This window comes from Gordonia sp. ALPHA1B1 (assembly GCF_005502615.1).
Classification (GTDB): Bacteria; Actinomycetota; Actinomycetes; order Mycobacteriales; family Mycobacteriaceae; genus Gordonia; species Gordonia hongkongensis.
Genome location: NZ_SCOC01000003.1, coordinates 1 through 14155 on the forward strand (window position 1 = coordinate 1; position 14155 = coordinate 14155).

Below are 14155 nucleotides of genomic sequence, written 5' to 3' on the forward strand. Positions count from 1 at the left end.
TGGGCCTCCAGCAGCCGCAAGGCCCTCGAACGGACCTCTGGGTCGATTTTCTTAGGCATGTGCTCATCCTTCCTGACTCAGAAGGAAGCGGCATCAAACCTGGGGTGATTCAGAACTGGATGGGCGGGAGTCGTGGCGGGGGCCGGGGATTCACTCATTGGCGCACTGGTTGTCGTGGAAGGCCGGCATTGCACCGCGAACGGCGCATGAGCATGTGAGGGTCGCCAAGGCGATACGAGAATTGCCGGTGACCCGCAAGGCCTTTGGCGAGGGTCGGCTGACGTATTCGAAGGTCCGCGCCCTGACGCGGGTTGCCACTCCCGAGCGTGAGCAGGAGTTGGTGAATCTGGCGTTGTCGACGACGGCGAGTCAGTTGGATCGGGCGGTACGGGCGATGGGCCAGATCGACCGTAACCGTGGCGTCGAAGACGAAAGCCGGCCGCCGGTGGAGTCGACGGGTGGGTGGAAGTGGAATGCTGACGGGTCGTTGTCGGTGTCGTTGCGGTTGAGTCCGTTGGATGGGGCGCGGTTCCTTGCTGGGTCGGTGCGGGCGGAGTATGAACGCACCCGGACCTGCGGTGACCCGGATCTACCGTCGGCTGAGAGTGTTCCGCGGAACACCGAACCCGATTCGGAGGTGGTTCCGTCTCGGCGGCGGGATCTGTGGCGGCAGGTGCCATCGAATGTGGCGCCGGCGGTGGTGGCGATGGCCGACATGGTGCACGAGGGGATCGCGATGCCCGATCTGGCGCCGGGTGCGGAGATCCTGATTCATGCCGGTGAGGGTGTGGAGTCGGCTCATCTCGATGACGGGCCGGCGTTGTCCGAGGCTGAGGTGGCCGAGGCCCGGTGTGGTGCGTCGACGCAACATGTCTCAAGCCGCAGGATTGCTGGCCAGCCGGGGAAGTTGGCGTTGTTGGGGCTGGGGCGTCGGAAGCGGGCGCCGAACAAGGCGTTGGTGCGGGCGTTGTTCGTGCGGGATCGGTGTTGTCAGATGCCGGGGTGCGGGCGGACGCGACATCTGCATGCCCATCATGTGCGGTTCTGGTCGGCGGGTGGGCGGACCGATCCGGACAATCTGATCTTGTTGTGTGGGTCGTGTCATCGGTCGTTGCATCGGGGCGATTTTGCGATCACCGCACATGGTGAGCAACGGTTCAGCTTTCATCGTCCGGACGGTTCGGAGATCGAGGTGGCGCCGCCAACCGAGAGACCGGTTGGGTGGCGGCCGAACGCCCGGATAGACGCAGACGCGACGGTGCCGGTCGGTGGGGGTCGGATGGACCTTGGGTACACCACCGAGGTGCTCTACGCGGTGTGGGAGTGGAAGGCACGCAACGCAACTCGCTCCGAGCCCGCTGTGCAACGGGCTGCATAGGCGCTCAGCTGCTAGACTGACACGCGGTGTGCCGGGAAGTCTGGTCGGCTGCGCGTTGACGGTGAGCCCTGCACGGTGGGGCGGCCACGACGCGTACGTAGCCCACCCGACGAAGGACTCCGTACGCACCATGACTGACACCGACTCACGTCGGGCCACCCCGACGCTCTTCTCGCGCGGCTCTTGGCCCGAAGCTTCCCGCATCGCCGACATCTTCCGGCGCGAAACCATCGGCGGCATGCTGCTGCTCGTCGCCGCGGTCGTCGCCCTCGTATGGGCGAACTCCCCGTGGTCGGCGGCATACTTCGGCCTCGGCGACATCCACGTGGGTACCGACGCGCTCGGTCTGCACCTGGACCTGTCCCTCGCGACCTGGGCTGCCGACGGCCTGCTCGCCATCTTCTTCTTCGTCGTCGGTCTGGAGCTGAAGCGCGAGTTCGTCGCCGGCGACCTGCGGGATCCCGCCCGCGCTGCCCTGCCCATCGCGGCTGCGGTCGGTGGAATGGCTGTTCCGGCAATCATCTTCGCTGCCATCACCATTCGGGCAGGCGACGACGCGGTGCAGGGATGGGCCATTCCCACCGCCACCGACATCGCGTTCGCGGTCGCGGTGCTGGCCGTGATCTCGACGCATCTGCCCGCCGCACTGCGTACCTTCCTGCTCACCCTGGCCGTGGTGGACGACCTACTCGCCATCACGGTCATCGCGGTCTTCTACACCGACTCCATCAACGGCGCCGCGCTGGCCCTGGCCTTGATCCCACTCGCGGCGTTCGCCGTTCTCGTGCAGCGACGGGTCACCTCGTGGTGGCTCCTGCTCCCGTTGGCGGCCCTCACATGGGCGTTCGTCCATGAGTCCGGGGTCCACGCCACCGTCGCCGGCGTCGTCCTCGGGTTCACGGTCCCGGTGCTGCGCCGAGCCGGGAGCGACGAGACGGACACCCGGCACTGCCTGGCCGAACACTTCGAACATCGGATCCGGCCCATCTCGGCCGGGTTCGCGATCCCGGTGTTCGCCTTCTTCGCCGCAGGCGTCACGATCGGCGGACTGAGCGGGTTGGGCGAGGCACTCACCAGTCCTGTCGCGCTGGGCATCATCTTCGGTCTGGTGATCGGCAAGACGGCCGGCATCGTCGGCACCACCGCACTGCTGGCCAGGTTCACGCGGGCCACCCTCGACGCCAGCATCCGATGGATCGACGTCACCGGTGTCGCGATGCTCGCCGGGATCGGCTTCACCGTGTCGCTGCTCATCGGCGACCTCGCATACGACCCGGAATCCGACCGCGCGGAGTACGTCAAGATCGGGGTCCTGGTCGGTTCGCTGACGGCCGCCTCGGCCGCAGCGGTGATCCTCCGGATGCGCAACCGGCACTACCGAAGGATCGCCGACGAGGAGATGCGCGACGACGACCACGACGGCATCCCGGACGTGTATCAACGGCAAGAACGGTGAGAGCACAAACGGTGGGACGCGCATGTTCCTGAGCCGGCGGCCCAAGGGCGAGGAGAACCTCGCGGTCGGCGTGATCACCGTCCCCGAGCGCGCGCAGAACCCGTTGCGCGCCATCGGGCGGCGGGTTGCCATCGCGGTCACCGTGATCTGCATCGCCGCGTTCGTGGTCTACCTCGACCGGGACGGCTACACCAACTCCACGGACGAGCCGCTCACGCTGCTCGACAGCTTCTACTACGTCACGGTGTCACTGTCGACGACCGGTTACGGCGACATCGCGCCGATCACCGCCGAAGCCCGGGCCATCAACGTCTTCGTGGTCACGCCGCTCCGGGTGTTGTTCCTGGTCGTGCTGATCGGGACCACGCTCGAGGTCCTGACGGAGCGTTCCCGGCAGGCTTTGCGTATCCAGCGGTGGCGGCAGCAGCTCCGTGACCACCATGTCATCGTCGGTTTCGGGACAAAGGGGCGCAGCGCCGCCCACGCGCTGCTCGATGCCGGCGTCGACAGAACGCAGATCGTCGTGGTCGACTCGGAACCGGAGCCGCTCGAGGCAGCCGAAGCGCTCGGCATGGTGGCCGTACGAGGTGACGGAACACGACGGGAGGTGCTGGCCCTCGCCAAGGTCGACGACGCGCGCGCCGTATTGATCGCTGCCCACCGAGACGCCACCGCGGTCCTCATCACGCTCACCGCGCGGCAACTGAACCAGTCGGCGAAGATCGTCACCGCGGCTCGAGACGCGGACAACGCCGCCCTGTTACGACGATCAGGAGCGGACTCGGTCGTCGTATCGGCAGCGACCGCCGGAAGGCTCATGGGGATCGCGACACGGAGACCGCACGTCGTCGACGTCATCGAGGATCTGCTCACCCCGGCCACCGGACTGGCGATCGGCGAGCGCGCCGTCACCTCCGGCGAGATCGGGCGAGAGCCGCAGGACCTACCGGGCAACGTGATCGGGATCGTCCGCGACGGCACTCTGAGTCGCACCCTCGAATCGCCGGGACCGCTGCGCAGCACGGACAAACTGATCATCGCCCGCAACTCGGCTCAGTGACCGCGCTGACTCGGTGAGAACCGCGGCGTGATCCGACGGTTGATGTCGCCACCGGTCCTCACCCCGCGAGTACGACGCGCGGCGCGGGCCGGCTGATCACTCGTCCTGGCCGGCGGCCGGGTCGACGGCGGCGGCGAGCGCGCGGCTCACCTCGAATTGCCGGACCAGGAATGCCTTCTCGTCCAGCTTCTTACGCCGCATCCACGTCGTGACCTCGGAATTGCACTTGCTCGCATTACACGAACCGCAGCACGGCACGACGTTGGCGACGGTGTACCGGCCGCCGCGGGAGATGGCCAGCATGCAGTCACGCTGCAGCGCAACGCCCACCGCGCCGCAATACGCGCACCCACCCCAGGCCTCCTGCAGCGCGAGCCACTGGGCGTCGGTGAGGTCGTTGTCGCGGGCCGCGACACGCTTGCGACGACGCTTCGCGTACCGATTGGCGCGGGTGGTGCTGCGGGTGGCCACGGGGAGGAGCCTACCGCTCGGATCACACGAGTCACAGCCGTCACAGGCCCAGTCGGGGGTCGTGTCGTGCGCCCGGCGGTGCGACTGGTGCTTTGCCTAGACTGGCACCCGTGAGCACGGCCATCCGCGACATGTCATCGACCGGGACCATCCCGACTCCGTACGAGGACCTGCTGAGCCTCGTCATGGAGACCGGGACACCGAAGGCCGACCGCACCGGCACCGGGACGCGCAGCCTCTTCGGCAGGCAATTGCGCTACGACCTCGCCGAGGGTTTCCCGCTGATCACCACCAAGAAGGTGCATCTGAAGTCGATCGTCTACGAGTTGCTGTGGTTCCTGCGCGGCGACTCCAACGTGCGGTGGCTGCAGGAGCGCGGGGTCTCGATCTGGGACGAGTGGGCCGACGAGAACGGTGAACTCGGACCCGTCTACGGCGTGCAATGGCGGAGCTGGCCGACACCGTCCGGCGAGCACATCGACCAGATCGCGGCCGCCCTCGACCTGCTCAAGACCAACCCCGATTCGCGCCGGAACATCGTGTCCGCATGGAACGTGGGGGACATCCCGCAGATGGCACTGCCACCCTGCCACGCGTTCTTCCAGTTCTATGTCGCCGACGGCAAACTGTCGTGCCAGCTGTACCAGCGCAGCGCCGACCTGTTCCTCGGCGTGCCGTTCAACATCGCGTCGTATGCGCTGCTGACGCACATGATGGCCCAGCAGGCGGGCCTCGAGGTCGGCGAGTTCGTGTGGACCGGCGGCGACTGCCACATCTACGACAACCACGTCGAGCAGGTGACGCTGCAACTGTCACGCGACCCGTATCCGTACCCGAAACTCGAACTGCGCAAGCGGGATTCGATCTTCGACTACGAGTACGACGACATCGCCATCGTCGACTACCGGTCCCATCAAGGGATCAAAGCCCCGGTGGCGGTGTGACGTCGGGCCCCGCGGGGGAGGGCTCGCGTGAGGTGCGCCTGGTCTGGGCGCAGGGACGCGGCGGGGCGATCGGCCGGGACAACACGATCCCGTGGCGGGTCCCCGAAGATGTGGCGCGGTTCAAGGAACTGACGGTCGGGCACCCGGTTGTCATGGGCCGCAAGACATGGGATTCGCTGCCGCCGCGATTTCGGCCGCTGCCCGGTCGCGCCAATGTGGTCGTCACCCGCGACGCGAGCTGGTCGGCCGACGGCGCGTCGGTCGCGGGATCGGTCGCCGAGGCGCTCGAGCTGGCCGGTGGCGAACGGGTCGGAATCATCGGCGGCGGCGAGATCTACCGCTTGGCAATGGAATTCGCCACCGAACTGTGTGTCACGGAGATCGACGTCGAGGTCGACGGCGCCGACGCGTTCGCCCCGGAGATCACCGACGAGTGGGCTTTGGCACATCGCGGTGAGTGGCAGACCTCGACGAGCGGCATCGGGTACCGCTTCGTCGACTATCGGCGCGCTCGGCAGGGCTGATGGCGCCGGATCGTCTCTCGATCGCGCAGGCGCGTCGAATCGCGCTCGCCGCACAGGGTTTCACCGACCGCCGGCCCGCCGCCGCGCCCACCATGGCACACCTGAAGCGCGTCGTCGGCCGGACGCGGCTGCTGCAGATGGACTCGGTCAACATCGCCGCGCGTGCGCACTTCATGCCGCTGTTCTCTCGCCTGGGTGCCTACGATCCCGACCTGTTGCACCGCGCCGCGTGGCAGCCCGGGCGCGGTCGGCGGCTACTCGTCGAGTACTGGGCCCACGAAGCGGCGCTGATCCCGGTACCCGACTGGCCCCTCTTCCGATGGCGGATGGACGACTTCGCCGACGGTCGGTATCGGCACACGCGAGACGTGATGCGTCGCAACCGTTCTCTGGTCGGCGACATCCGGGCCGTGATCGAGGCGGTCGGCGCGACCACGCCCCGTGCCATCGAAGCGGAACTGGGCATCGAACGTGAACCCGGTGCAGCCGGGAGCTGGTGGCAGCGCGGTGAGGTCAAGCACCTGTGCGAGGCCATGTTCGCCGCCGGTGACCTGTCGGCGGTCCGCAACGGGAACTTCGTGCGGCACTACGACCTCACCGAACGGATCGTCGGCGCGGACATCGTCGCGCTGCGACCCGACCGTGGGCAGGCGCACCGTGAACTCGTCAGCCGTGCCGCCCAGGCGCTCGGTGTCGCCACCGTGGCCGATCTGGCCGACTACTACCGGCTCCGGCCGGCCGACGCGCGGCCGGCGGTCGCCGAACTCGTCGAGGACGGTGGGCTGCAGGAGATCTCCGTGGACGGCTGGCGCGACCCGGCCTACCTGGCCGCCGGCGCAGTGATTCCGCGGCGCGTCGACGCCTCGGCGATCCTGTCGCCGTTCGACCCGCTCGTGTTCTTCCGCCCCCGCGCCGAACGACTCTTCGACTTCCACTACCGCATCGAGATCTATGTGCCCGAACACAAACGCGTGCACGGCTATTACGTGCTGCCGTATCTGCTGGGCACCGACATCGCCGCGCGCGTGGACCTGAAGGCCGACCGCAAGAACCGCACCCTGCAGGTGCTCGGGGCCTACTGCGAGCCGGGTCGTTCCCGAGGCCTCGTCGCCGAACGGCTGTCCGCGGATCTGCGGAGCTTCGCCGGCTGGCAGGACCTCGACGATGTCGTCGTGTCGGGACGCGGCGACCTGGCGCCCGACCTGCAACGGGTGCTGCACGTCGCGTGACTCACCCCGAGTGATGCGATGCTGAGGATCGAAAGTTCACGACAGCGATGGGAGACGAAGCGATGACCGTGTCGTATGAGGGCAACGACTACCGATTGGTGATGTTCGATCTCGACGACACCCTGGCCCCGTCGAAGAGCCCGCTCGACGACCAGATGGTCGATCTGTTGCGGCGGATGCTCGACGTGAGCCTGGGCTGCATCATCTCCGGCGGCAACTTCACCCAGTTCGAGAAGCAGGTTCTCGCGCGGCTCGGCAACTTCGACAGCGTCGCCAACCTCCACCTCATGCCGACGTGCGGAACGCAGTACGTGCGGTGGTCCGGGAACGACTGGGAGACGGTCTACGCGGAGTTCCTCACCGACGACGAGAAGCAGCGCACGCTCGACGTGCTCGAGACCGGCGCCAAAGAACTGGGTCTGTGGGAGAGCGAGACGTGGGGTGACATCCTCGAGGACCGCGGCAGCCAGATCACCTTCAGCGCGCTGGGGCAGAAGGCGCCCGTCGACGCGAAGGCGGCCTGGGACCCCGACGGAGCGAAGAAAGAGTCCCTGCGTGCCTACGCCGCCGAGCGACTTCCCGACCTCGAGGTGCGCAGCGGCGGGTCGACGTCGGTGGACGTCACCAAGAAGGGCATCGACAAAGCTTACGGCGCACTGAAGTTGATGGACATCCTCGGCCTCAGCACCAGCGACATCCTGTTCTTCGGCGACCGGCTCGACGAGGGCGGCAACGACTACCCGGTCAAGGCTCTGGGCATCACGTCTATCGCCGTCCACGGCTGGCCCGACACGCACGCGAAGCTGTCGGCGCTGCTGGATCAGGTCGAGACGGGCAGCTAGTCGACCGGCCCGCCCGCCGATACGACCCGCTGGGTGCCGTTCGCGACCCGGTAAGACCTCGCGTAATACTGGCCGGAGCGCGGATTCGTCTTGTCGTGCACGAAGTACCAGTCCATCTGCGTCGCCGCCGGCGTCACGGTCAGGACCGAATACCCGTGCGCGTCGAACTCGCTCCAGCGCACGTGGTGGTTCGTGGCCGCGAAGGCCGAGGACACCGCGACCCCGGCGGTGTTGGCGGGCACGTTCAGCATGTCGTCGATGTTGGTCGACGTGATCGACGTGCCGACCAATTCCGTTGCGACACTCCCGCCGCCGGGATAGTTCGCCGGGTCGGCCGGGATGTCGCACGCCCACGACGAGTGGATGTCACCGGTGATGAAGACGACGTTGTCGACGCGGTTGCGGCGCAGTGATTCGAGGAGACGTCGACGATCGGCGGCGTAACCGTCCCACTGGTCGGCGTTGTACGGGATGCCCTCCCGCGGGATGCCGAGCAGTGCGGTGACCGCGCCGGTTGTCTGCGGGTCCAGCGGGGGGATCAGCACCGGGGCGATCATCACCGGGTTACCGACGATCTTCCAGCGGGTCTCCGACGACGTGAGTCCGTTGGTCAGCCACGACATCTGAGACCGGCCGAGGATCGAGCGGGCGGGATCGTCGATGGCCGCCGACCGGGCGCTGACCTGCAGGTCGCGGTAGGAGCGCAGATCCAGCATGGACAATTCGAGCAGACGGCCGAAGCGGAGCCTGCGGAACAGGTGCCGGCCCGCGGTGTCGACGGCGGGGCGGATCGGCATCCACTCGGCGTACGCGCGCAGTGCGGCGGTGCGCCGCGCGGCCCAGGAGCCCTCGCCCGCCTGATGGTTCTCCGCCCCGCCCGACCACGAGTCGTTCGACGACTCGTGGTCGTCCCAGATGCAGATGAACGGCAGGTCCCGGTGCAGCCGGGCGAGATCGGGGTCGGTCTTGTACTGCGCGTGGCGTGTCCGGTAGTCGCGCAGGGTGATGATTTCGTGGCGGGGGTCGTGCGGCCGGACGGTTCCGGTCTTGCCGGTGTACCGCCCGGTCTCGTACTCGTAGAAATAGTCGCCCAGGTGGACCACCGCGTCGAGTGCCGGCTGCGCGGCCAGATGCCGGTAGGCGGCGAAGTATCCGGCCTCCCAGTTGGCACACGACACGACGCCGAATCGGATCTTCGCGACATCGGCACCGGTCGCGGGGGCGGTGCACGTGCGACCGACGGGCGACACCGCGCCGGTCGCGGGTCCGGACAGCACCGCGAAGCGGTAGTGGTACCAGGTGCGCGGCGTCAGACCCGACGCGTCGATCTTCACGGTGTGGTCGGAGTCGGCGGACGTCCGCACCTCGCCCGCGGCCACGACGGCGCCGAAGCCGGGGTCCCGGGCGATCTCCCAGCGGACGAGGCTCGCCGGCCCCAGGCCGGAGCCGGGTGTCGCAGCCGGGGTCGGGGTGATGCGGGTCCAGAGGACGACGGCGTCGGGGAGCGGGTCGCCGGACGCGACGCCGTGGCGGAACACCGCCGCCGACGGGGGCCCGGGCGACCGCGGCGTGCCCTGGGCGACGACGGCGGGGGAGGCGAGCGCCGCACCGGTCACGACCGCGCCCGTGCGCAGGAAGTCGCGTCGCGTCGTCATCGCATCCACCCCCGGGTACTCGCCCACGCCTGCAGGGACTCTACCGCGGGCGGAGCCCGACGGTGCGGTACTCACGTGGTGGGGGAGAATCGGATACCGCGCGGCACGCGGACGTGTGGCCGCGACGGACGACAGGAGACATGCGTGTCCGAATTGGTGCCGCTGAAGGTGCAGATGGTGGCGATGACCCAGTTCACCCCGCCGGGAGACGTGCCGTGGAGCACCGACGCCGAGGGCGGTGAGGCGTTGGTCGAGTTCGCCGGCCGGGCGTGCTACCAGAGCTGGGACAAGCCGAACCCGCGTACCGCCACCAATGCCGGCTACCTGCGGCACATCCTCGAGGTCGGGCACCTGTCGCTGCTCGAACACGCATCGGTGACGTTCTACATCAGTGGCATCTCCCGCTCGTGCACCCACGAACTGATCCGGCACCGCCACTTCTCGTACTCGCAACTGTCCCAGCGGTTCGTGCCCGAGCACGACTCCAACGTGGTGGCGCCGCCGGCGATCGTGGGCGACCCGGAACTCGAGGACCTGTTCGCCGCCGCGACCGACGCGAGCCGGGCGGCCTACACCGAGCTCCTCGCGGCGCTGGAGGCGAAGTTCGCCGACGTCCCCAACGCCATCCTGCGTCGGAAACAGGCACGTCAGGCTGCTCGTTCCGTGCTGCCGAACGCCACCGAGACGAAGATCGTCGTCACCGGCAACCATCGCGCCTGGCGGCACTTCGTCGGCATGCGCGCCACCGAGCACGCCGACGTCGAGATCCGCCAGCTCGCGGTCGAATGTCTGCGCCAGCTGATGCGGGTGGCGCCCACCGTGTTCGGCGATTTCGAGATCGGCACCCTGGCCGACGGGACCGAGGTCGCCACCTCACCATTCGTGCTGGAAGGGTGAGGATCGTCACCAACAGGGAGGCGGTAGCCTTGAGCACCATGAACGCAGTCCAGGAACCGCTGCACGAGCATCCCTTCGGGACGAACGTGGTTGCGATGGTCACCCCCTTCCGCCCGGACGGAAGCCTCGATCTGGACAAGGCCGCCGTCCTCGCCGACCACCTGGTCGCCAAGGGATGTGACGGGCTGGTCGTGTCCGGCACCACCGGTGAGTCGCCGACCACCACCGTGCCGGAGAAGCTCGAGTTGCTGCGGGTGGTCCTCGACGCGGTAGGTGATCGGGCCCGGATCACCCAGGGCGCAGGCAGTTACGACACCGCCGAGAGCGTCCGGTTCGCGATCGAGTCCGAGAAGATCGGTGCTCACGCGCTCCTCGTGGTGACCCCCTACTACTCGAAGCCGCCGCAGGCCGGGCTCCTCGCGCACTTCCGGACCGTAGCCGACGCCACCGCGCTGCCGGTGCTGCTCTACGACATCCCGCCGCGATCGGTGGTCCCGATCATGAACGAGACGATGCTCGCCCTGGCCGAACATCCCAACATCCGCGGGGTGAAGGACGCCAAGGGCGACCTGCACTCGGCGGCCGGCCTGATCGCCAGCACCAGCCTGGAGTACCTGTCCGGCGAGGACGCACTCAACCTGCCGTGGCTGTCGATCGGAGCGACCGGTTATGTCAGCGTCATCGGCCACCTTGTCCCGGATCGCCTGCGCGACATGCAGATCGCCGTCGAGAAGGGCGATCTGCCGACCGCCCGCGCGATCAACACCTCGATGCTGCCGCTGGTCAACGCCATGGGCCGCCTCGGCGGGGTCACGATGGTGAAGGCGGCACTGCGCATCCTCGGGCTGGAGGTCGGCGACCCGCGCCTGCCGCAGGTGCCCGCGAACCCCGCGCAGATCGAGGAACTGATCGTGGATCTGCGTGCGGCGGGTGTGCTGCTCTGATGGCGGACAACGACACCACCGGCCCCCACACCGGCAACGACACCGCCGACAACGACACCACCGGCACCGTCCGCCCCCGGACCCGACGCCGGGCGGCCGCCCGCAAGGCCGGCCCGCCGAGTCCGCCCCCCGCAGTGGCCTCCCCGTCCGCCGAGCCTGTCGAGGTGACCTCGAAGGCAAGGGAACCCCGGCGCGCGCGAGCCGAGCGGACCGGATCATCGGAACCGAAGTCCGACGCGAACTCGCCGAAGCACGCGGCCAAGCGTCCGGCGAGCCCCGCGTCGAACACCCGTCGCCCCCGCCACGAGCGCGGCGACGCCCGTGGCGGCCGCCGGCCCGAACCGGCGACCCCGGCCCCCGTCGACCGGCTGGGCACACCCCGCCGACTGCCCAAGGGCGGTCTGCGCGTGGTGGCACTCGGCGGCATCGGCGAGATCGGCCGCAACATGACCGTCTTCGAGTACGACGGCCGCCTGCTGATCGTCGACTGCGGTGTGCTCTTCCCCGAGGACGCCCAACCGGGCGTCGACCTGATCCTGCCGGACTTCCGCTACATCGAAGACCGCATGGACGACGTCGACGCGGTGATCCTGACCCACGGCCACGAGGACCACATCGGCGCCCTGCCGTTCCTTCTCCGGCTGCGCAGTGACATCCCGGTGATCGGCGCGAAGTTCACGCTCGCCCTGGTCGAGGCCAAGTGCCGCGAGCATCGTCTGCGGCCCAAGCTCGTCGAGGTCGTCGAAGGTCAGAAGACCTCGCACGGCCCGTTCGAGTGCGAGTACTTCGCGGTCAACCACTCGATCCCGGACGCCCTGGCCGTCGCGATCCGGACCCCCGCCGGCGTCGTGCTGCACACCGGCGACATCAAGCTCGACCAGCTGCCTCTCGACGGTCGCCTCACCGACCTCGCCGGGTTCAGCCGCCTCGGCGACGAGGGCGTCGACCTCTTCCTGGTGGACTCGACCAACGCCGAGGTGCCCGGCTTCGTGACCCCGGAACGCCAGATCGGCGGGGTTCTCGACCAGGTCATCGGCAAGGCCAAGCAGCGGGTCATCGTGGCGTCGTTCGCCAGCCATGTCCACCGCATCCAGCAGATCATCGACGTCGCGCACACGCACAACCGGCGGGTCACCTTCGTCGGCCGCTCGATGGTGCGCAACATGCAGATCGCGCAGGACCTCGGGTACCTGTCGGTCCCCGACGGCGTGGTCGTCGATCTCGACACCGCGGCGAGCCTGCCGGACCACCGTGTCGTGCTGATCTCGACCGGCTCACAGGGCGAGCCGCTGTCCGCACTCTCCCGGATGGCGCGCGGAGAGCACCGGCAGATCAACATCCGGGCCGACGACCTCGTCGTCTTGGCGTCCTCACTCATCCCCGGCAACGAGAACTCGGTGTTCGCCGTCGTCAACGGGCTGGCCAAGCGCGGCGCCACCGTCATCACCCAGCAGAGCGCGAAGGTCCACGTCTCGGGCCACGCCTCGGCCGGTGAGCTGCTCTACCTCTACAACGCGGTGCGCCCCTCGAATGCGATGCCCGTGCACGGCGAATGGCGGCACCTGCGCGCCAACGCCGCGCTCGCGGTCGCGACGGGTGTGCCCGAGGACCGGGTCGTCCTCGCCGAGGACGGCGTGGTGGTCGACCTCGTCGACGGACGCGCCGACATCGTCGGACGGGTGCCGGTCGGGCACGTCTACGTCGACGGCCTGTCGGTCGGCGACGTGGGGGAGTCGACGCTCTCCGAACGGCTCGTGCTGGGGGAGGGCGGCTTCATCGCCATCACCGTCGCCGTGGACGTGACCACCGGCCGTGCGGTGAGCACACCCGAGGTCTCCGGCCGCGGCTTCTCCGACGACCCGGACGCGCTCAAGGAGGCGGCGGACATCGTCAACCAGACGCTGGATTCCCTGGCGGCCGAGGGTGTCTCCGACACACATCGGATCGCCCAGGGGATTCGCCGTGCGGTGGGACGCTGGGTGTCGACCGCCTATCGTCGCCGACCGATGATCGTGCCGACGGTCATCGCGGTCGGGGACTGACCGGCGCGGAGGAACGAGACCACCTCTTTGTCGCTACCGTGGTCGTGTGACCGGAGCGCAGAAGGAAAGAGCAGCCCTCGTCGAGACCCTTCGAAAGGTGGGCCCCGACGCGCCCACCTTGTGTGAGGGCTGGACCACCCGCGATCTGTTGGCGCATCTCGTGGTCCGGGAACGACGCCCCGACACCGGGCCGGGCATCCTCATCCCGGCTTTCGCCGGCCACACCGAGAAGGTGCGGACCCAGGCGACGTCGAAGGACTGGGATGCCCAACTCGCGTTGCTCGCCTCCGGACCGCCGGTCTACTCGCCGTTCAAGCTGATCGACCGATTCGCCAACCTCGCCGAGATGTTCGTCCACCACGAAGACGTCCTGCGTGGCGGCGCCGACCCCGACGGGCCGTGGACGCCCCGGTCGCTGGCCCCCGAACTCGAGGCGGAGTTGCGAACGCCGGCCAAGTCGATGGGCCGGATGACGCTCAAGAAGGTCCCGGCCCGCGTGACCCTGCGCACCCCGGACGGCGAGGATCTGGTGACGGCGGGATCGGGTGACGACGTCATCGTGACCGGTCGCGTCGGTGAGCTGGTGCTGTTCGCGTTCGGCCGTACACCGGTCGACGTCACATTCGCCGGCGACGCCGCCGCGATCACGGGCGTCCGCGAGAGTTCGCGCGGCCTCTGAGCGATCACAACTTCGACACGCATTCGTTGTCTGT

At 68.5% G+C, this 14155-nt stretch carries 12 protein-coding genes and 1 pseudogene; 11 read left to right on the forward strand and 2 right to left on the reverse strand.

Going from position 1 to position 14155, the window contains the following annotated elements; translation table 11 throughout:
* Nucleotides 1-109: 109 nt before the first annotated feature.
* The 3 genes and pseudogenes from FFS52_RS02355 to FFS52_RS02365 form a co-directional block, all read left to right on the forward strand.
* A pseudogene (locus tag FFS52_RS02355) lies at nucleotides 110-1378 on the forward strand (DUF222 domain-containing protein); the annotation flags it as partial.
* A gap of 130 nt (nucleotides 1379-1508) precedes the next feature.
* Nucleotides 1509-2834, forward strand: coding sequence for a Na+/H+ antiporter NhaA (gene nhaA / locus FFS52_RS02360; protein WP_137808699.1), 1326 nt, complete (start codon nucleotides 1509-1511; stop codon nucleotides 2832-2834).
* A 22-nt stretch (nucleotides 2835-2856) separates the two neighbouring features.
* Nucleotides 2857-3894 carry a potassium channel family protein gene (locus tag FFS52_RS02365; protein WP_137808700.1) on the forward strand — a complete coding sequence of 346 codons (1038 nt, stop codon included), beginning with the start codon at nucleotides 2857-2859 and terminating at the stop codon, nucleotides 3892-3894.
* Between the two features lie 96 nt (nucleotides 3895-3990).
* Here the strand turns inward: FFS52_RS02365 and FFS52_RS02370 are convergent, their stop codons facing one another.
* A complete protein-coding gene (locus FFS52_RS02370; RefSeq protein ID WP_058250166.1) occupies nucleotides 3991-4365 on the reverse strand; it encodes an HNH endonuclease signature motif containing protein in 375 nt (124 codons plus the stop codon).
* A gap of 110 nt (nucleotides 4366-4475) precedes the next feature.
* Between FFS52_RS02370 and FFS52_RS02375 the strand changes: the two genes are divergently transcribed.
* The 4 genes from FFS52_RS02375 (at nucleotide 4476) to FFS52_RS02390 (ending at nucleotide 7904) form a co-directional block, all read left to right on the forward strand.
* A complete protein-coding gene (locus FFS52_RS02375) occupies nucleotides 4476-5309 on the forward strand; it encodes a thymidylate synthase (RefSeq protein ID WP_137808701.1) in 834 nt (277 codons plus the stop codon).
* Nucleotides 5306-5833, forward strand: coding sequence for a dihydrofolate reductase (locus tag FFS52_RS02380; protein WP_137808702.1), 528 nt, complete (start codon nucleotides 5306-5308; stop codon nucleotides 5831-5833). The genes FFS52_RS02375 and FFS52_RS02380 overlap by 4 nt, the downstream gene beginning before the upstream one ends.
* The gene (locus tag FFS52_RS02385) at nucleotides 5833-7062 is read left to right on the forward strand and encodes a crosslink repair DNA glycosylase YcaQ family protein (protein WP_137808703.1); all 1230 of its coding nucleotides are present in this window, start codon (nucleotides 5833-5835) and stop codon (nucleotides 7060-7062) included. The genes FFS52_RS02380 and FFS52_RS02385 overlap by 1 nt, the downstream gene beginning before the upstream one ends.
* Nucleotides 7063-7124: 62 nt before the next feature.
* The gene (locus FFS52_RS02390) at nucleotides 7125-7904 is read left to right on the forward strand and encodes an HAD-IIB family hydrolase (RefSeq protein ID WP_137808704.1); all 780 of its coding nucleotides are present in this window, start codon (nucleotides 7125-7127) and stop codon (nucleotides 7902-7904) included.
* Here the strand turns inward: FFS52_RS02390 and FFS52_RS02395 are convergent.
* Nucleotides 7901-9559 (reverse strand): alkaline phosphatase D family protein, encoded by a 1659-nt coding sequence (locus FFS52_RS02395; protein ID WP_137808705.1) that lies wholly within the window; start codon nucleotides 9557-9559, stop codon nucleotides 7901-7903. The two genes, FFS52_RS02390 and FFS52_RS02395, sit on opposite strands and share 4 nt — an antisense overlap.
* A gap of 144 nt (nucleotides 9560-9703) precedes the next feature.
* Between FFS52_RS02395 and thyX the strand changes: the two genes are divergently transcribed.
* The 4 genes from thyX to FFS52_RS02415 are packed head-to-tail and all read left to right on the forward strand — an operon-like array spanning nucleotide 9704 to nucleotide 14121.
* Nucleotides 9704-10456: an FAD-dependent thymidylate synthase gene (gene thyX / locus FFS52_RS02400; RefSeq protein WP_137808706.1), complete on the forward strand. Its 753-nt coding sequence runs from the start codon at nucleotides 9704-9706 to the stop codon at nucleotides 10454-10456.
* Nucleotides 10457-10494: 38 nt separating this feature from the next.
* Nucleotides 10495-11400 carry a 4-hydroxy-tetrahydrodipicolinate synthase gene (gene dapA, locus FFS52_RS02405; protein WP_137808707.1) on the forward strand — a complete coding sequence of 302 codons (906 nt, stop codon included), beginning with the start codon at nucleotides 10495-10497 and terminating at the stop codon, nucleotides 11398-11400.
* Nucleotides 11400-13442 carry a ribonuclease J gene (locus tag FFS52_RS02410; RefSeq protein ID WP_249358705.1) on the forward strand — a complete coding sequence of 681 codons (2043 nt, stop codon included), beginning with the start codon at nucleotides 11400-11402 and terminating at the stop codon, nucleotides 13440-13442. Before dapA ends, FFS52_RS02410 begins: the two co-directional genes overlap by 1 nt.
* Nucleotides 13443-13488: 46 nt before the next feature.
* The gene (locus FFS52_RS02415) at nucleotides 13489-14121 is read left to right on the forward strand and encodes a TIGR03085 family metal-binding protein (protein WP_137808708.1); all 633 of its coding nucleotides are present in this window, start codon (nucleotides 13489-13491) and stop codon (nucleotides 14119-14121) included.
* Nucleotides 14122-14155 lie beyond the last annotated feature (34 nt).